Origin of the sequence: Phenylobacterium sp. Root700 (assembly GCF_001429025.1) — a bacterium.
Classification (GTDB): domain Bacteria; phylum Pseudomonadota; class Alphaproteobacteria; order Caulobacterales; family Caulobacteraceae; genus Phenylobacterium.
In genome coordinates this window covers 153,455-171,306 of the sequence record NZ_LMHT01000035.1, presented here as the reverse complement: position 1 = coordinate 171,306, position 17,852 = coordinate 153,455, and the positions used below count along the sequence as shown (strand labels likewise).

Sequence of the window (17,852 nt, the reverse complement as noted above, 5' to 3'; positions counted from 1 at the left end):
GGACACCCTGGACTCCGGTATTGGCAACCTGGTGGACGCCGACCTCGCCAAGGAAAGCGCGAAACTGCAGGCCCTGCAAACCAAGCAACAGCTTGGCGTCCAGGCCCTCTCCATCGCCAACCAGTCGTCGGGCATCCTGCTCGGCCTGTTCCGCTAAGACGATCCAGGGCGCGCTCGACGCGCTCAGCGGCGGCGGCGGGGAGGGAGACCTTCCCGCCGCCTACGCCCAGATGGGATCGCCCGATCCTGAAAACGGCGGGCGAGTGATGTCATGGAGAATAAGCTTTCAGCCGTCGCCGCGCTTCCGGAAGTGGAGCTTGCGCAGGTGGTCAAGCCGTCCCCGCCCGTTCGTCGGTCAGCTCCGGTTCGTGAGCCGCCGCCGGCCGCCGAGCCCGATCTTCGCCTCGTCATCGAGGAGAGCGGGCAGGCTGGGATCTTTGTCTACAAGACCATCGACCGCCGCACCGGCGAGGTGATCTTGCAGCTGCCGCGCGCCGAGGTTCTGAAGATGCGCGACGCCGAGGCCTATGAGGCCGGCGCGGTGATCGCCACCCAGGCCTGAGGGGCCTTTCGCCCGGTTTTCGGGCTCTGATCTACGGCCTGGTTCGGGGCCGTAACCGCAACCGTAGCAACGGTTTGCGGTGTTTGACGTCTGGCCGTTAACCTTCCGGAAACCATGCTCTCCCTAGCGTTAACCATGTTTCCGGCGTGCGAGTCGCGCGTCAACCATGGGTCCTCTGAAGGAGATCAGCGCCATGCCGATGAGCGTCAATACGAACAAGTCGGCGCTGATTGCGCTTCAGAACCTCTCGGCGACGAATGAGAAGCTGGAGCAGGTTCAAAGCAGGATCAACACCGGTCTGCGCGTGGCGAACGCCAAGGACAACGCGGCCGTCTACGCCATCGCCCAGAAGCAGCGCGCGGACTTCTCGTCGCTCAGCGCCGTAAAGATGAGCTTGGACCGCGCCACCTCGATCACCGACGTGGCCCTGACCGCCGGTCAGCAGATCAGCGATATTCTCGTGCAGATGCGCGAGAAGGTGGTCGGCGCCTCGGAAGACTCGGCCTCGCAGACGACCCGCAAGGCCTTCGACGACGAGTATCAGACCCTGCTCAAGGCGATCAGCCAGTTCGCGGCGTCGGCGGAGTTCGACGGGGTCTCGGTGCTGAACGGCACGTTGACGGCGGACCTCAACTTCCTGGCGAACTCGGACGGCGACAGCTACATCGCCCTGACGCCGCAGGACTTCACCATCAGCGGCGCGAACATCGACCTAGACGGCACCAACCTGACCGGGACGACGTCGGCGACCAAGGCGGTGCTCGCCACGCTCGATCTGGCGATCGGCAAAATCACGGCGTCGCTCGCCGAGATGGGTGCGCAATCCAAGCAGATCGAAAAACACGTCACCTTCGTCACCAAGCTGCAGGACGTTCTGGAGAGCGGGATCGGCAATCTGGTGGACGCCGATATCGCCAAGGAAAGCGCCAGGCTGCAGTCGTTGCAGGTGCAGCAGCAGCTCGGCGCGCAGGCGCTGTCGATCGCCAACTCGCAGCCGCAGGTGATCCTGCAGCTCTTCCGCGGCGGCTAAATTAGTTTTGTGGGGAGCGTGAAAGCCCCGAGCCGTGCGGTTCGGGGCTTTTTCTTTAGGGCGCTTAACATCTCATCAGCCCTTATGCCGCAATCTGCAGTTGGGAAATTCCGTAGAGTCGACCGCCGCAAGTGATCAATCTCGATTCCAACGTGCTGCTCAGCTACTTCCAGGCGAAGAACGCCGTGGGATTGGCGGCGGCTGGATCGAAGGGTAGCGGCCCCGCCGCCGCGGCCGGAGCTACGAAGGCGCCGACGCCGCCCTGGAGCACGCTCTCGAAGGCGCCGAAGGCCGACGAGATGCTCAAGAGCGTCATGATGGGCCGCAAGTTCGTCGATGAATTCCAGACCCAACTCGATGTGAAGGGCGCGAGCGAAGACTATCGCCAGCTCTTCGCCGCTCACCAGGGCCTCCAAACCCTTGAAGCCCTCGCCAAGAAGGCCGACGAGAAGGGGCTTTCGAGCTCCGAGCTGAAGCGCATCCAGACAGCCTTCACGCGCGGCATGGCCGAGGTGTCGGGCTATATCGACAGCTCCAAGTTCGAGAAGCTGCGGCTCACCCATGGCGAGGCGACCGACAAGGCCAAGAGCACGGTCGGGGTCCCGAAAACCACGCCGCGATACGTGACGGCGCAGCTGCACCAGGGGACGGCGACCGAAGAGGTCGAGGCCTTCAAGGGCGCGGTGAAGTTCAGCGTGGCGATCAAGCTGCCGAACAAGACCACCACGACGATCGATTTCGACCTGACCGACATGGGCGCGCAGCCCCGGTCGATGAACAACGTGGTCAAGTTCATCAACGACAAGCTGGCGCAGACAAGTTTCCGCACGCGCTTCGCGGTCGAGAAGACCGCCGGCGCGGACAAGACCACCATCGTCAACGGCCGGACGGTCACGATCGGCAAGGCCGCCGACAAGTTCGCCCTGAAGATCCAAGGCGACAGCTCCGAATCCTTGACCTTCTCGGCGGCGACGACGGCGCCGGCGGTCTACATCACGCAAACGGCCGGGGACCCGAAACCTCCGAAGGCCACGACCACCGTCACGACGCCGGCGGCGGACGGCAAGCCGGCGACGACGACCACCACCACCAAGGCCCCTGATCCGGTTCTGCTGCAGGAGCTGGTGAAGTTCGAGACCGGTTCGAACACGCCGACCGACACGACCCAGGACGCCGGACGGCGCCCCGGCGACACCAATTGGGTCGACGGACGGGTGTTCAATGTCGCCCTGCCTGACGGCGTCGAGACCGTGCGCAAGACCGTGACCGGGCCGGACGGCTCGCTCTACATGCTGGCCGACGTCAACGACACGGTCGACGGACAGGTCATCAAGGGCGCGGGCGATGTCGCGCTGATGAAGTTCGATTCGGCCGGACAGCTTGTTTACACCCGCACCATCGGGGCTTCGAAGGACGCCACCGGCCTGGCCTTGACCGTCGGCCCCGACGGCCAGGTCGCGGTCGCCGGTTCCGTCACTGGCGGGTTCACGGGCAGCGGCGTGATGGTCGGCGAGGGCGCTTTGGCGACCATGCCCAAGATCATTAAGGCCGACGAGGGCGCCGATCCCAACAAGTCCGATAGCTTCCTGGTCGTCTTCAACGGCGTGGGTAGAGAACTCTGGGGCACCGGCAAGGAGCCCTACGACGCAGGCGACGAGATGTGGTCGCAGCGTCAGGGCGCGCGCGACGACGACGAGGCCGTGGACGTGGCCTTTGGCCCCGACGGCTCGGTCTATGTGCTGGGACGGGTCAAGGGCGCGATGCTCGGCCAGACCTCCAACGGCAACTGGGACGGCTACCTGCGGACCTTCGGGCCCGACGGCAAGCTGAAGGGCACGACTCAGTTCGGGACCAGCGGCGACGACAAGATGGCCGGCCTGGTGGTCGACGGGACCAATGTCGTGGTCGCCAGCGTCGAGGGCGGCGAGGTGCAACTGCGGCGCTTCGACGTCACCGATCCCAAGAGCCCGACCCTGACCAACACCCGCAGCCTCGGCTCGCTGGGCGGCGGGAACATCGCCGGCGTTGTGCTGGACGGCGGGAACATCGTGATCGCCGGGTCCACCGGCGGCTCGCTGGGCGTCGGCAACCAGACACGAGCTTCGTCCGGGGCGGTCGACGCCTTCGCGGCGCGGATTTCGCTCGACCTGAGCAACGGCAATGACGCGATCGCCTATTATGGTGGGGCTGGCGACGACCGCGTGACCGCCATGACCGTGGCGGGCGGCAAGGTGTGGATGACCGGCACCTCCAAAACCGACCTTCCGGGGATGACCGATCCGGCCGGCAAGATCGACGGTTTCGCGGTGGAACTGGACATCGGCGCGGGGGCGATCGGCTGGTCGCAACGCTTCACCGGCAAGGACAACATGACGGCCCCGACCTCCATCGCGGTCGATCTCAACGGGGCCAGCGCGCTCGACCGGCTGGGCCTGCCCACCGGCACGGTGGACTATTCCGACTCCCAACTGGTGACCTCGGCGACGTCGGCCCGGGTCGGCGACCAATTCCAGATCCGTCGGCGGATCGGCGGCGCGGCGGTGACCATCACCATCGAAGCCAACGACACCCTCGACAGCCTGGCCAAGAAGGTCCTGCGGGCCACCGCCTATTCGGTGAAGGCCGAGGTGGTCTCCGACGGCGACGTGCGCAAGCTGCAGATCAAGCCGATGAACAATCGCAGCAGCTTCGAGATCCTGGGCGGGAAGGGCGGCCGTGACGCCCTGGAGGCGCTCGGCCTGCAGGAGGGCTTCGTCCGACCTGTGAAGTTCGAGGACGGCAAGAGCGTCCCCAGCGACGGCGGCCCGTCGATGTATGGGCTGAAGTTGCCGCGCGACCTCAGCCTGGCGACCGCCGACGATCGCAAGGCCGCGATCGACAAGCTGACCATGGCGATGTCGGTGCTGCGCACCGCCTTCCGCGATCTGGAAAGCGGAATGCGCCCTGAGGGCGAAAAGAAGAAGGCGAGCGGGCCGGTCCCGGCCTATCTGAAGAACCAGCTCGCCAACTATCAGGCGGGCCTGAACCGTCTGACCGGCGGCTAGAGCCTAGCGCCCGCTTGAAACCGTCACGTGCACGGTCTAGCGAGGGGCTATGGAATTCTTGAAGGACCGGCGCACCCTCCTGGCGCTTATCGGCGGCGCCCTGGCGCTGCTGGCTGGTGTGGTCATCGCCACCATGATGGTCGGCAAGGGTCGTAACGAAACCGCGCCTCCGCCGCCGGCTTCCCAGGGGGGGCTGGTCGTTGAGACCGGCGCCCCGGACGACGGCCGGATGGATCCCGCAAAGCCGCTGCGCTGCTATGTGGCCGGCCAGTATGTCGGCGAGATCACCCTGGCCGAATGCGCTCAGCGTAACGGCGTGGCCACCGGCGCGCTGGATGTCGGCGTCGACCCTGCCGGGAACCTGGCGGCCGCCGACCAGGCTGGAACCATGCTGACGCCCCTGCCGCCGCAGCCTGAGCCGGTGACCCCGGTCCAGACGGCGCCTGCCGCTCCAGTCCAGGCCCCTACCGCGGCCCCAGCCGCCGGGCCGGCCGGAAGCTGCTGGCGTTACGCCGATGGCGGCTGGCGGAAGCTGCCCAACGACCAGACGCTCAACGGCTGTGTCCAGACCCTGTTCGCTGGGCGCTGCGAGCGGCCGGGCGGGGCCACCTATGGTCGCTGGATGCAACAGACCCTCCGCCTGGTTCCAGGCAAGGTCGAGGTGTCCGGCGACAACCGCAGCTTCCGGCCCCTGGCCGAACAGGCTTCGAACTGCTCCATTCAACCGGTCGGCTAAGCTTGCCTTCGCGCCGCCCCAATCGCGTCTATAGGCTTACGCCCATGCTTCGCACCGTCCTCATCGCCGGCTTCGCCGTCCTCGCTCTCGCCGCCTGCGCCAAGCGCACCCGGCCGCCTGGCGGGGAGGGGATCTGCTGGCATGTCGCGCCCCAGGCCGACGGGTCCATGAAATACAACAAGCTCAAGGCCGGCGTTCCGGACCTGGAGCACTGCGCAGCCGAGCTCGAATCGATGCGGGTGCGTTTCCTGCGGCTGGGCGGTTCGGCCCGCGAGGTGGCTGGCGCATACAAGGGCAACTTTATCTTCGTCGAACGGCGCGGGATCTTCACTGCGCCGTCTCTGGAAGAGCATCGTTACCTGGCCATGGTTCGCACCGGCGACGGCCGTCTGGCGATTCCCGGCGCGATGCCCCGGGCGCCCGAGCCGGCGGCTCCGGCGCAGTAGCTCCCCCGCCGCGCGGCTCCAATCGGCTGTGGACGAAGCGCACAGGGGCGTGAACAAACGTCGAACGTTAAGATTGATCCGGGCCAGCCGGTCGTCTAGCTTCGCGCGCTTAGGGCTCAAGCCCGCAAGCACGGAAAGCAAGGGACAAGCTCATGGCGGGCAGCGTCAATAAAGTCATTCTGGTCGGCAACCTGGGCGCCGACCCCGAAATTCGCAGCCTGACGTCTGGGGATCGCGTCGCCAATCTGCGTATCGCGACGTCGGAAACCTGGCGCGACAAGTCCTCGGGCGAGCGCAAGGAAAAGACCGAGTGGCACCGGGTCGTGATCTTCAACGACAACCTCGTGAAGGTCGCCGAGCAGTACCTGAAGAAGGGCTCGAAGGTTTACATCGAGGGCTCGATCCAGACCCGCAAGTGGACCGACCAGTCGGGCGTGGAAAAGTTCTCCACCGAGATCGTGCTGCAGAAGTTCCGTGGTGAGCTGACCATGCTCGACGGGCGTGGCGACGGCGAGCGCGAGAGCGGCGGCGGCGGTGGTGGTGACTACGGCGGCGGCTATGGCGGCGGAAGCGGCGGTGGCGGTGGTGGTTTCGGCGGCGGTCAGCGCAAGCCGGCCTCTGGTCCGCGCGAGGACTTCTCGGCCGACCTGGACGACGAAATCCCCTTCTAGGGCAAGGTTTCGCATCGCTATGCGGACAAGACGGTCGGCCTTCGGGCCGGCCGTTTTTTCGTGGGTCGGTTGGGGGCCGGAAAGCGCCAGCCGCGGGGCGGGATCTGCGTCACATCTGTCGCGATCAAAACCAGGAGCGATCGCCATGTCCGTCATTCAATCCGAACGTCCCGCGGCCGGCCCAGACTTCAACGCGGTCGATCTGGTCGGGATGACCGTGGCCGACGTGCAGGCGAGCTTCTCTGCGGGCGCCTTCACGTCAGAGAGCCTGACCCAGGCCTGTCTCGATCGCATCGCGCTCTACAATCCCCGCTACGTCGCCTTGATCACGATGAACCCGGCGGCCCTGCATGACGCCCGCGAGATCGATCGGCGGCGGGCGCGGGGGGAGGCGCTGGGGCCGCTGGCCGGCGTGCCGGTCGTGGTCAAGGACACGATGGACATGGCCGGCCTGCCGACCACGGGCGGTTGGCGGCTGCTCAGCGCGCGGACCGGCGGTGTCGACCTGTTCCCGGCGACCGACGCGCCCGTGGTCGCCCGCCTGCGGGCGGCCGGGGCGATCATTCTGGGCAAGACCAACGTGCCGGTGCTCAGCGCCTCGGGCAGCCATGCCAACGACAGCTGGGCCGGCGCGACCCTGAGCGCGGTCGATCCTGATCTCTTGCCGGGCGGCAGCAGCGCCGGGACCGCCACAGCCGTGGCCGGCGGGTTCGCCGTCCTGGGCCTGGGCGAGGAAACCGGGGGATCGATTCAGAACCCGGCCTCCGCCCAGGGGCTGGTGGGGATCAAGCCGAGCTTCGGCCTTGTCCCCAACAGCGGGGTCATGCCGCTGGCCGGCAGCACCCGCGACGTGGTGGGGCCCATCGCGCGCACGGTCAGCGACGCGGCCCTGGCGCTCGACGTGCTGGCCGGCTTCTGCGCCGAGGACCCCAAGACCGTGGCCGGGATCGGGCGCAGGCCAGGCGCAGGATACGCCGCCGGTCTCGACGCCGCTTCGCTGCGGGGCAAGCGGCTGGGCCTCTATGGACCCGGCTGGCGCGACCGGCCGCTCTCGCCAGAGACGGACGAACTTTATCGGCGGGCCGTGGATGAGCTGGAAGCCCGTGGCGCGACCCTGGTCGCAGATCCATTTGCAGGGTCAGGCTTCGCGCAGATCGCGCGTCCGGCGTTGGGGACCGACTATTTCGATCCGCGCGGCATGGAATGCGCGCCCTACGACATGGACCGTTACCTGAAGCGGCTGGGGCCTGCGGCGGCGATCTCGTCCTTCGAGGCCTTCGCCAGGGCGGTGGCGGCGGAGGACCCGTTCGCGCCGGGCGGCGTGCTCTTCCTTCTGAACGGTCTGCCGGGCTTTGCGGCCTGTCTCGCCGATCCGCTCGCGCCGCCGGATCTCTCGGACTTCGTCGCGGCGCGAGAGGCCTACCTCGCCATCTTCGACGAGGTGATGGCCCGTGAGCGGCTCGACGGGCTGGTCTTCCCCCAACTCCGCACCGCGCCGCCGCCTGTGGCCGGCGGCGAGGCGCTGCAGGAGACTTGCGTTTGCGAGATCAATATCGCGGGGCTTCCCGGGGTGACGGCGCCCGCCGGCCGCTATGCCTGCGGAGCGCCGTTCGGCCTGATCTTCATCGGCCCGATGTGGAGCGAGGCGGCCCTGCTGTCCTTCGCCTTCGACTATGAAACCGCCACGCGGCGTCGCCGCATACCGGAGCTGAGCGCCTCATGAGCGACATGGTGGGAGCACCGCAGGGCGTTTTCCGCGGTTGGCTGGTGGTCGCCGGGGCGTTCGCCGTCACCTTCATTGGCTTTGGCGGCGCCTACACCTTCAGCGCCTTTTTGGGGCCGTTGCAGGCCGACTTCGGCGCCTCGCGCGGTTCGGTCTCGCTGGTCTTCTCGCTGGCCGGGTTTCTCTATTTCGGCCTGGGCGTCCTGAGCGGTCCGCTCGCCGACCGGTGGGGCGCGCGACCGCTCGCGGTCTTCGGGATGATCGTGATGGGGGCGGGGCTGGCCGCCGCCGGCGTCGCCCGCAGTCTGACCGAGGTCTATGTCGCCTATGGACTGGGCGTCGGGATCGGGGTCGGCTGCGCCTATGTGCCGGCCCTAGGCGCCGTGCAACGATGGTTTGTCAGGCGCAGGGGCCTGGCCTCGGGGCTGGCGGTCAGCGGTATCGGGGTCGGCACCCTGGTCATGCCGCCGTTGGCGTCCTGCCTCATCGCGGCCTTCGGGTGGCGCGAGACCTATCTGATCCTCGGCGGGATCGCCGTCGTGATCGGCGGCGGCCTGGCCATGCTGATCGAGAACGATCCGGGGCGTCGCGGCCTTGCTCCTGACGGTGATCTCCTGACGGCGGAGGTCCAGGCCGCGCAGGCGGCCGGAAGCTCCCTGCGCGAGGCGGTCAGGTCGCGCCGCTTCATCGGGCTCTATGTCGCCTGCCTGATCGGTTCGTTCGGCCTGTTCGTGCCGTTTGTGCACCTCGTGCCGTTCGCGTTGGATCACGGCCTGGGGACGTCTTCGGCGGTGTTGCTGCTGGGGATCATCGGCGTCGGCAGCACCGCCGGGCGGTTCCTGCTCGGCGGGATCGCCGACCGAATGGGGCGCGGGCCGGCGCTGCTGGCGATGTTCGCGGGCATGGCGCTGACCCTGCTGGTCTGGGCCTTCTCCACGACGCTGTGGGGGCTGGGCGCCTTCGCGTTCGGCTACGGCGTGTTCTACGGCGGGTTCGTCGCCGTGCTGCCGGCCTTGGTCATGGACTATTTCGGCGGCCGAAACGTCGGGGCGATCATCGGGGTGCTCTACACCAGCGTCGCGTTCGGAACCCTTATCGGCCCTGCCGCCGCGGGCTTCGCCTTTGACGCGACCCACAGCTACACGGCGCCGATCCTATCGGGCGTCTGCGTCAACATCATCGCCGCCGTCGTCCTGGCGATGACGTCCAGGCGTGGGACGGCGTGAGGACGAACAACAAAAAGGGCGGTCAATCTCGAGATTGACCGCCCTTTTTGGGAGGCTTAGCCCCCGGCGATGACGCCGCAGGCGATGCGGGCGCCGGCGCCGCCGATGGGCTGGGCCTTGTGGTCGTCGGCGTTGGCGTGGATCACGATGGCCGAGCCGTCCTTATCGGCCAGGTGCTCACGGCCGGCGGCGGCCTTCAGCGCGACGGAGGTGGAGAACACCTCGGCGTTTCCGGTCCCGTCGGCGGCCACATAGAGGTTGGGCAGGTCGCCGGCCTCGTTGGCGTCGGGGTTCAGCAGGCCGTGCACCAGGGTGGGCTTGCCGTGGACATGGGCGCCGGCCGAGGTGAAGTCGGCCTTCGAGCAGTCGCCCTTCTCGTGGAAGTGGAGGCCGTGCCAGCCGGGGGCGAGGTCCTTCACCTGCAGTCGCAGCAGCACCCCGTGCGGCGCGTCCGTCAGGGTCGCCGACCCGATCACGCCGCCCGTCGAATTCTTCAATTCGATCTGCTGGTTGGCGGGCGCATCGGCCGCAGTCGCCGAACCGGCGAAAAGGGTGGCGGCGAGGACGGCGAAGGCATATTTCATCGGGGCTAGCACCTGGGTTCGAATCTGTACGGACGTTTGGCCTTGGGGCCTCCGGGATGGTAACAACTCAACTCAGTTTTGTGTCCGATTCTAAACGGATAAATCGACTCCTTGACCGACGAAACCCAGACCCCGCCCGATGACGGCCGGCGCGGGGGCATCGCCCCTATCGCCATCGAAGACGAACTGAAGCGTTCGTATCTCGACTACGCCATGAGCGTGATCGTCAGCCGCGCCCTGCCGGACGCGCGCGACGGCCTCAAGCCCGTGCACCGCCGCATCCTGTTCTCGATGAACGAGCAGGGCCATACGCCCGATCGTGCGTACGTGAAATCGGCCCGCGTGGTCGGGGACGTGATGGGTAAGTATCACCCGCACGGCGACGCCTCGATCTACTTCACCATGGTGCGGATGGCGCAGCCCTTCTCGATGGGCCTGATGCTGATCGACGGCCAGGGCAACTTCGGTTCGGTCGACAACGACCCGCCGGCGGCCATGCGCTACACCGAAAGCCGGCTGAGCAAGGCCGCCATGATGGTGGTGGCCGACCTCGACAAGGACACGGTCGACTTCAAGGAGAACTACGACGGCACCGAGCAGGAGCCGGTGGTTCTGCCGTCGCGGATTCCTGCTCTGCTGGTCAATGGCGCGGGCGGCATCGCCGTCGGCATGGCGACCAACATCCCGCCGCACAATCTGGGCGAGATCGTCGACGCCTGCCTGGCCTATGTGGACGATCCCGAGGTGTCGCTGGACGCCCTGCTGGACATCGTGCCAGGCCCTGACTTCCCCACTGGCGGCGAGATCATCGGTCGCTCCGGCGCTCGCAACGCCCTGATGACCGGCCGCGGCTCGGTGATCATGCGCGGCAAGGCCGAGATCGTGGAGCTTCGCAAGGATCGCGAAGCCATCATCATCAACTCGATCCCGTATCAGGTGAACAAGGCCGCGATGGTCGAGCGCATCGCCGAGCTGGTGCGCGAGAAGCGGATCGAGGGCATCGCCGACCTGCGCGATGAAAGCGACCGCGACGGCATGCGCGTCGTCATCGAGATGAAGCGCGACGCCTCGCCCGACGTCGTCCTGAACCAGCTCTATCGCTACACCCCGCTGCAGTCGTCCTTCGCAGTCAACATGTTGGCGCTGGATCGCGGCCGGCCGCGCGAGATGAACCTGCGCGACCTGGTCGTCGCCTTTGTCGATTTCCGCGAGGAAGTCGTCGTCCGGCGCGTGAAGTTCGAACTGTCCAAGGCCCGCGACCGCGGTCACGTCTTGGTCGGCCTGGCCATCGCGGTGGCCAATATCGACGAGTTCATCCACATCATCCGGTCCTCCAAGGACCCGGCCGAGGCGCGTGAACGCCTGGTGGCCAAGGACTGGCCGGCCGGCGACATGCTGCCGCTGGTGGAACTGATCGCCGACCCGCGCACCCTGGTGATCGGCGGCGACAAGATCCGCCTGACCGAGGAACAGGCCCGCGCGATCCTGGCCCTGACCCTGTCGCGCCTGACCGGCCTTGGCCGCGATGAAATCTTCGGCGAGGCGCGTGAACTGGCCGGGGCCATCCAGGGCCATCTGACCATTCTGTCGGATCGCGCGAACGTCATGGCCATCGTCCGCGAGGAACTGGTGGCGGTGCGTGACGCCTTCGCCGTTCCGCGCCGGTCCGAGATCGTCGACGGCGACGCCGACGTCGAGGACGAGGATCTGATCGCCCGTGAGGAGATGGTCATCACCGTCACCCACGGCGGCTATGTGAAGCGCACGCCGCTGACCACCTACCGCACCCAGCATCGGGGCGGTAAGGGGCGGTCGGGCATGGCGACCAAGGACGAGGATGCGGTCACCCGCGTGTTCTCGGCCTCGACCCACACGCCGATGCTGTTCTTCTCGTCGGGCGGCAAGGTCTATCAGCTCAAGGTCTGGCGTCTGCCGGTCGGCAACCCGAACTCGCGCGGCAAGGCCTTCGTGAACCTGCTGCCGATCGAGCCGGGCGAAAGCATCACCTCGATCTTGCCGGTCCCGGAAGACGAGGCCGCCTGGGCGCAATACGACGTGATGTTCGCCACCAAGTCAGGCGGCGTGCGTCGGAACAAGCTGTCGGACTTCCAGGGCATCAAGCGCAACGGCAAGATCGCCATGAAGCTCGATGACGGCGACGCCATCATCGGCGTTGGTCTCTGCAACGCCGCTCAGAACGACATCCTGCTGACCACGGCGCTGGGCCGTTGCATCCGCTTCGCCACCGAAGAAGTGCGCGTGTTCGCCGGACGTGATTCGACCGGCGTGCGGGGCATCCGCCTGGCCGACGGCGATAGCGTCATCTCCATGGCGATCCTGCGTTCGGTCGACGCGACGCCGGCCGAGCGGGCCGCCTATGTGAAGCACGCCAACGCCATGCGTCGGGCTCTGGGCGACGACGCCGAGGTGGAAGACGCCGCGGCGCCTGACGACGACGAGGCCGAGGGCGATCTGGCTGCGCTCAGCCCCGATCGTATCGCCGAGCTTGGGGCGGCCGAGGAAATCATCCTCACGGTCTCCACCGAGGGCTTCGGCAAGCGGAGCTCGGCCTACGAGTTCCGCCGCACCGGACGGGGCGGGCAAGGGCTTCTGGCCCAGGACCTGACCAAGAAGGGCGGCCGCCTGGCGGCGTCGTTCCCGGTCGAGGAGTTCGATGAAATCCTGCTGGTCACCGATCAGGGGCAGCTGATCCGCACCCCGGTCAGCCAGGTCCGGATGGTCGGCCGCAACACCTCCGGCGTGACCATCTTCCGCACCGGCAAGGACGAGCACGTGGTCTCTGTCGAACGCCTGGCCGATCAAGGCGGCGGTGAGGACGACGGCGCCGAAGCCGAGGCTGGCGAGGCGACCGAATAGGGGCCGGGCCAGGAAATGTTGTAACTTCGGGTTCATCGCGGACCCGAAGGCAACATTTCAGCTTGCTTTCGTAGGGCTCGCCGGTGAAATCCTGCCGCACCGCAGCAGGGGGAGTAGACGTCGAATGACGCGCGTGGGGCTGTACCCGGGGACTTTCGATCCCATCCACAACGGACATACCGACATCATCGGCCGGGCCGTGAAGTTGGTGGACAAGCTGGTGATCGGCGTCGCCATCAACGCCGGCAAGGGCCCTCTGTTCGAGCTCGAAGAGCGGGTCGCCCTGCTGAAGTCCGAGACCGCGCACCTGACCGACCGCGCGGAGATCGTGGTCCAGCCGTTCCAGGGACTGCTGATGCACTTCGCCCGCGAGATCGGGGCCGGGGTGATCGTCCGGGGCCTGCGCGCCGTCGCCGACTTCGAATACGAATTCCAGATGACCGCCATGAACCAGCAGCTCGACCGCGAGGTGGAGACCGTGTTCCTGATGGCCGATCCGCGTCACCAGGCGATCTCGTCGCGACTGGTCAAGGAAATCGCGGCCCTGGGCGGCGATGTCACCAAGTTCGTCGGCCCGCGTATCAAGGACGCGCTGCTGTCCAAGGTCCGGGTCTAAGACCGCTGGCGGCGCGACGCGCCGACCGCTACGAGTGCCGCCATGATCCGAACCGTATTTTTCGCCGCCGCCTTGAGCGTCGCGGCTCCCGCCGTCGCACAGGCGCCTAAGCCCAACCTGCCGCCTGTCAGCAGCCTGACGGCGGCTCCGGCGGCGCCCGGCGCGGCCGATTGGCGTACCCCCAATCCCGACGACCTGATGGTGATCGACACCAACAAGGGCCGCATCATCGTCGAGATGCTGCCCGAGGTGGCGCCCAACCACGTGGCGCGGGTCAAGGAGCTGACGCGCTCGGGGCTCTACAACGGGCGCAGTTTCTTCCGGGTCATCGACGAGTTCATGGCCCAGACCGGCGACCCCGAGGACAAGGGCACCGGCGGCAGCGACAAGCCTGACCTGACCCAGGAATTCCTGTTCCGGCGCGGGGCCGACAGCGGCATGGTGCTGGTCGCCGATCAGACCGTCAGCCAGATCGGTTTCATCAAGTCGTTGCCGGTGATGAGCCAGAGCGAGATGCTGATGGCCATGACCGCCGACGGCAAAGTCTCGGCCTGGCCGCTCTATTGCCCAGGCGTCGCCGCCATGGCCCGCGGGCAGGGCGAGGACAGCGCCAACAGCCAGTTCTTCCTGATGCGCCAAGCCTACCCGTCGTTGGAGAAGCGCTACACCGGCTGGGGGCGGGTGATCTCCGGTCTGGAGGTCGTGCGCGCCATCAAGGCCGGCGAACCTGTGGCCGCGCCGCAAGACAAGATGGACAAGGTGCGCATCCTGGCCGATATCCCGGCCGCCGAACGCCCCAAGGTGCGCGTGATCGATCCCAAGAGCGCCTGGTTCAAGGCCGAGATCGACAGCACGCGCGCCAGACTGGGGGCGGATTTCACGGCTTGCGCGATCAGAATTCCCTCGGAGGTGAAGTAATGGAACCGGAAAACACCCTCATCCTGACCCTGGACACAGGCCCGGTGACGATCAAGCTTCGTCCCGACCTGGCTCCCGGTCACGTCGACCGCATCAAGGAATTGGCGCGTGAAGGCTTCTACGACGGCGTGGTGTTCCACCGCGTGATCGACGGCTTCATGGCCCAAGGCGGCGACCCGACCGGCACCGGCACGTCGGGCTCCAAAAAGCCGAACCTGCAGGCCGAGTTCTCGCGCGAACCGCACAAGCGCGGCGTCTGCTCGATGGCCCGCACCTCGGCTCCGAATTCGGCCAACAGCCAGTTCTTCATCTGCCTGGACGACGCCACCTTCCTCGACGGCCAGTATACGGTCTGGGGTGAAGTGGTCGAAGGCATGGACGCCGTCGACGCCCTGCCCAAGGGCGAGCCGCCGCGCGCGCCCGGCAAGATCGTCTCGGCCAAGGTCGCGGCCGACGCGTGACGCCTGATCTGGAAGCGGCGTACGCGGAACCGCACCGCCGCTATCACACCAGAACCCATATCGAGCAGTGCTTGGCGCTGCTCGATCAGGTTCCCGATCTGACCGAGACCGAGCACCAGATCCTCACCTATGCGATCTGGTGGCACGATGCGGTCTACGACGCGACCGCCTCCGACAACGAGGCCAAGAGCGCGGAGATGGCCAAGCGCGATCTCCGTGACTTCGACATCTCCCTGCATGGCCGTGACGAGGTCGCGCGCCTTATCCGGCTGACCGCGGGGCACGCGGTGGAGGAGGGCGACCGGCTGGGCGAGATCCTGGTCTCCATCGACCTCTCGATCCTGGGCGCGCCCGACGAGCGCTACGACGAGTACGCCAAGGCCGTCCGCGAGGAGTACGCCCACGTGCCGGACGACGCCTGGCGCACGGGCCGCGCCAGGGTGCTGCAACGCTTTCTCGACGCGCAGGTTATCTTTCCCGATCCGGCCTTCGCTCAATGGCTGGAGGTCCAGGCGCGGGCCAACCTCTCGCGGGAGCTTGCGTCGCTGAGCTAGGAGCCCGGGCGTGACGCAGCGGTTGAAGGTCTTCGTTACATCCGACGGCCTGACCGACTACGTGGTCGCCACCAGTTCCAAAGCCAAGGCGCTCAGCGCCTGGGGCGCACATCAGGACCTCTTCAAGACCGGCGGCGCTCATGAGAGCGACGACCCCGCCCTGGTGGCGATGACCGCGGCAAGCCCTGGCGTGGTGCTGCGCCGCCCAGCCGACAGCAAGGCCGCGCTCGCCACGGCGCCGAAGCGGGCCAAGCCCAAAGGTCCGTCCAAGGCCGCGTTGCAGAAGGTGGCCAGGCTGGAGCAGGAGCTGGCCGTAGAGATCGCCGGCTACGATGCCGAGCGAACGCGCATCGATGCCGCCCAGGTCGAGCTCGACGCCCGTCGCTCTGGGCTCGAGGACGGCTTCATGAAGCGGCGCGCCAAGCTGCAGATCGCCCTGCGCGCGGCGCGGGCGGCCCTAGGCTGACGGCGCCAGGGTTATGACGACCGGGTAGTGGTCGGAGCCCAGCCGTGCTCCACGCTCGACCTTCACAGTCCGCCAGCCGGGGCCGGCATAGACGTGGTCGATCGGCAAGATGGGGAAGGGCGGCTTGGCGATCCCCGGCGGGAAGTCGCGCGCGGGCCAGCTGAACAGTCCCCGGGTTCGGCGCTCCAGGCCGAAGATCGTGTCTTCCCGCCGCCGGGAGAACGACCAGGGCGTCGAGTTGAAATCGCCGGTCAGGATCAGCCGCTCCTTCGGCAGCTTCTGCAGCAGCCGGGCGATCACCCGGCCCTGTTCCTGCTGCCAACCTCCATAGATTGGCCAGACATAGTGCGTGCCGACGACGGTGAATTCTCCATGCGCATCGCGGTAGGTGGCCCGGGCTATAGGCGGCCGAACGCGTTGATCCCCAGGGACGGGAACGTCCAGATCGAGCGGCGGCGTCTTGGAGAAGATCATCACCGAACAGCCGTTGCAGTTCGTATGATAGTTCGAGCGACGCATCAGGAGCGGCCCGATGACATCGGCCTCTTCCATGACGATGATGTCGGCGTTCTGGGCCAGCAGCCACCGGACCGTGGTCTCGTGATCCTTGTTTTCGCGCCAGGCGTTGAACTGGATCAGCTTGATCTGACCAGGGACAGGCGTCGCCGCCTCGGCGCGCGCGCGCGGGGCGAGGTACTCCGGAACGAGCAACAGGCCAGCGAGTACGACACCGGTCCCGCCGAACCCGATCAGCGCCCACTTGGCGAACGGGGGCTCGGTGAAGAAGGCGTAGATCACTGTCACGACCGCCGCGGCCATGATGACCGGGATGAAGTGGGTCAAGATGTCGAGCCGCACGCTCCAGCGACCGCCGTGGGCGGCGAACGCCCATCCGGCGCAACCCACGGCGACCAGCAGCATGATGCTCGTCAGGAGGGATCGGAATGGTTCCACGCAGGGCCTTGCTGTCAGGAGATAGGCGCCAGGACGGCGATGATCGGATAGTGGTCGGAGCCAAGGTACGGCCCACGCTCGACGCTGACCGTCCGCAGGTCGCCGCCGGCGTAGATGTGATCGATGGGCAGGAACGGGATTCCGAAATTTGTCGGCCATGACGGCAGCGCCCGGGTGCGCCGTTCCAGCCCGATGCGGGCCTCCTCGCGTCGCCTGGCGAACGACCAGGGCGTGGAGTTGAAGTCCCCGGCGATGATCATCCTGTCCTTCGGCAGCGACTTGGTGAGCAGGAGCATCCGCGCCGTGTTCTCATGATGGGGACGAACCTTCGTCGGCCACGTGTAGTGGGTCCCGATGACGATGTAGCCGCCATCCCGCTGCGCCATGTGGACGATCGTGATCGCCGGGCCGAGCCCGTATCGTCCACGGCGAGGGCGATCGACCTTCTCTGGGGCGGTCCGGGTGAAGATCGCGGTGTAGCAGGTCATGCCGCACGACATCTGCCGGGGCAGGTGACGCAAGACCGCGGCGCGCATGGCCGGGGTCGATTCCTCCAGCACCAGGAAATCCGGGTCTTGCCTCGCGATCCAGCGCGCGCGTTCCTCGAGGCCGACGTCGCGCTGGCTCACATTGAACTGGATGACCTTGATCTGGCCCGGAGCGCCAGACGCGGCCTTGGGGCTTATCGGACGGGTGAACTCTGGGACGATCAAGCCGAGGCTGGCCAGAGCCGCCAGCCCCCCGAAGATCGCCATGGGCAGCTTGCCGTGCGCCATCGACGTGAAGATCGCACAGACCAGCACGACCGCGCCGGTGGCGAGATAGATCAGCGAGAGGTGCGTCAGAACGTCGAGGTGACGGCTGAAACGCCCGCCATGCGCAAGGATCGCGCCGGTGGCGGCGAGCGCCCCGAGCACCAGGATCAGGCCGCGAAAGACGAATCGGACAGAGGCCATGATCGGATCTAACACGCCCCGATGCTTG

Annotated in this window: 18 protein-coding genes; 15 read left to right on the top strand and 3 right to left on the bottom strand. The window is 67.1% G+C overall.

The genetic code is table 11. The features are described 5' to 3' along the window. The 9 genes from ASE02_RS22150 to ASE02_RS20480 all read left to right on the top strand — a co-directional run. Window positions 1–157, top strand: a 157-nt coding sequence (locus tag ASE02_RS22150; protein ID WP_255354079.1) for a flagellin, incomplete at its 5' end; no start/stop codon positions are given. Window positions 158–271: 114 nt separating this feature from the next. After that, entirely contained in the window at window positions 272–562 is a 291-nt protein-coding gene (locus ASE02_RS22740) for a hypothetical protein (RefSeq protein WP_056736924.1), read from the top strand. Window positions 563–728: 166 nt separating this feature from the next. Continuing rightward, window positions 729–1,592, top strand: a complete 864-nt coding sequence (locus tag ASE02_RS20510) for a flagellin (protein WP_369818598.1) — start codon at window positions 729–731, stop codon at window positions 1,590–1,592. A 131-nt stretch (window positions 1,593–1,723) separates the two neighbouring features. Further along, the gene (locus tag ASE02_RS20505; protein ID WP_056736922.1) at window positions 1,724–4,636 is read left to right on the top strand and encodes a hypothetical protein; all 2,913 of its coding nucleotides are present in this window, start codon (window positions 1,724–1,726) and stop codon (window positions 4,634–4,636) included. A 49-nt stretch (window positions 4,637–4,685) separates the two neighbouring features. Then, the gene (locus ASE02_RS20500) at window positions 4,686–5,372 is read left to right on the top strand and encodes a hypothetical protein (RefSeq protein ID WP_056736921.1); all 687 of its coding nucleotides are present in this window, start codon (window positions 4,686–4,688) and stop codon (window positions 5,370–5,372) included. A gap of 44 nt (window positions 5,373–5,416) precedes the next feature. Continuing rightward, window positions 5,417–5,818, top strand: a complete 402-nt coding sequence (locus ASE02_RS20495) for a hypothetical protein (protein WP_056736919.1) — start codon at window positions 5,417–5,419, stop codon at window positions 5,816–5,818. 152 nt (window positions 5,819–5,970) lie between these two features. Continuing rightward, complete coding sequence (gene ssb, locus ASE02_RS20490; RefSeq protein ID WP_056736917.1) at window positions 5,971–6,489, top strand: single-stranded DNA-binding protein; 519 nt, start codon at window positions 5,971–5,973, stop codon at window positions 6,487–6,489. 145 nt (window positions 6,490–6,634) lie between these two features. Next, complete coding sequence (locus ASE02_RS20485; RefSeq protein WP_056736915.1) at window positions 6,635–8,212, top strand: amidase; 1,578 nt, start codon at window positions 6,635–6,637, stop codon at window positions 8,210–8,212. Beyond that, window positions 8,209–9,438: an MFS transporter gene (locus ASE02_RS20480; RefSeq protein WP_156406163.1), complete on the top strand. Its 1,230-nt coding sequence runs from the start codon at window positions 8,209–8,211 to the stop codon at window positions 9,436–9,438. Before ASE02_RS20485 ends, ASE02_RS20480 begins: the two co-directional genes overlap by 4 nt. 56 nt (window positions 9,439–9,494) lie before the next feature. Here the strand turns inward: ASE02_RS20480 and ASE02_RS20475 are convergent, their stop codons facing one another. Next, window positions 9,495–10,022 (bottom strand): superoxide dismutase family protein, encoded by a 528-nt coding sequence (locus ASE02_RS20475; protein ID WP_056736913.1) that lies wholly within the window; start codon window positions 10,020–10,022, stop codon window positions 9,495–9,497. Between the two features lie 111 nt (window positions 10,023–10,133). Here ASE02_RS20475 and gyrA point away from each other — a divergent pair, with 111 nt between their 5' ends. From gyrA to ASE02_RS20445, 6 genes are all read left to right on the top strand, one after another. Continuing rightward, a complete protein-coding gene (gyrA, locus tag ASE02_RS20470; RefSeq protein ID WP_056736911.1) occupies window positions 10,134–12,899 on the top strand; it encodes a DNA gyrase subunit A in 2,766 nt (921 codons plus the stop codon). 124 nt (window positions 12,900–13,023) lie between these two features. Next, window positions 13,024–13,515 (top strand): pantetheine-phosphate adenylyltransferase, encoded by a 492-nt coding sequence (gene coaD, locus ASE02_RS20465; RefSeq protein ID WP_056736908.1) that lies wholly within the window; start codon window positions 13,024–13,026, stop codon window positions 13,513–13,515. A 42-nt stretch (window positions 13,516–13,557) separates the two neighbouring features. Further along, window positions 13,558–14,433, top strand: a complete 876-nt coding sequence (locus ASE02_RS20460; protein ID WP_056736906.1) for a peptidylprolyl isomerase — start codon at window positions 13,558–13,560, stop codon at window positions 14,431–14,433. Then, window positions 14,433–14,894, top strand: a complete 462-nt coding sequence (locus ASE02_RS20455; RefSeq protein WP_056736904.1) for a peptidylprolyl isomerase — start codon at window positions 14,433–14,435, stop codon at window positions 14,892–14,894. Before ASE02_RS20460 ends, ASE02_RS20455 begins: the two co-directional genes overlap by 1 nt. Window positions 14,895–14,965: 71 nt before the next feature. Next, on the top strand, window positions 14,966–15,448 hold the full coding sequence (locus ASE02_RS20450) for a phosphohydrolase (RefSeq protein ID WP_235536775.1): 483 nt from the start codon (window positions 14,966–14,968) through the stop codon (window positions 15,446–15,448). A 10-nt stretch (window positions 15,449–15,458) separates the two neighbouring features. After that, window positions 15,459–15,914: a hypothetical protein gene (locus ASE02_RS20445; RefSeq protein WP_056736900.1), complete on the top strand. Its 456-nt coding sequence runs from the start codon at window positions 15,459–15,461 to the stop codon at window positions 15,912–15,914. On the opposite strand, the gene ASE02_RS20440 is transcribed toward ASE02_RS20445, so the two are convergent. Both ASE02_RS20440 and ASE02_RS20435 read right to left on the bottom strand, forming a co-directional pair. After that, window positions 15,906–16,835, bottom strand: coding sequence for an endonuclease/exonuclease/phosphatase family protein (locus tag ASE02_RS20440; protein ID WP_056736898.1), 930 nt, complete (start codon window positions 16,833–16,835; stop codon window positions 15,906–15,908). The genes ASE02_RS20445 and ASE02_RS20440 overlap by 9 nt on opposite strands. A 47-nt stretch (window positions 16,836–16,882) precedes the next feature. Beyond that, complete coding sequence (locus ASE02_RS20435) at window positions 16,883–17,824, bottom strand: endonuclease/exonuclease/phosphatase family protein (RefSeq protein WP_056736896.1); 942 nt, start codon at window positions 17,822–17,824, stop codon at window positions 16,883–16,885. Between the last annotated feature and the right edge of the window lie 28 nt (window positions 17,825–17,852).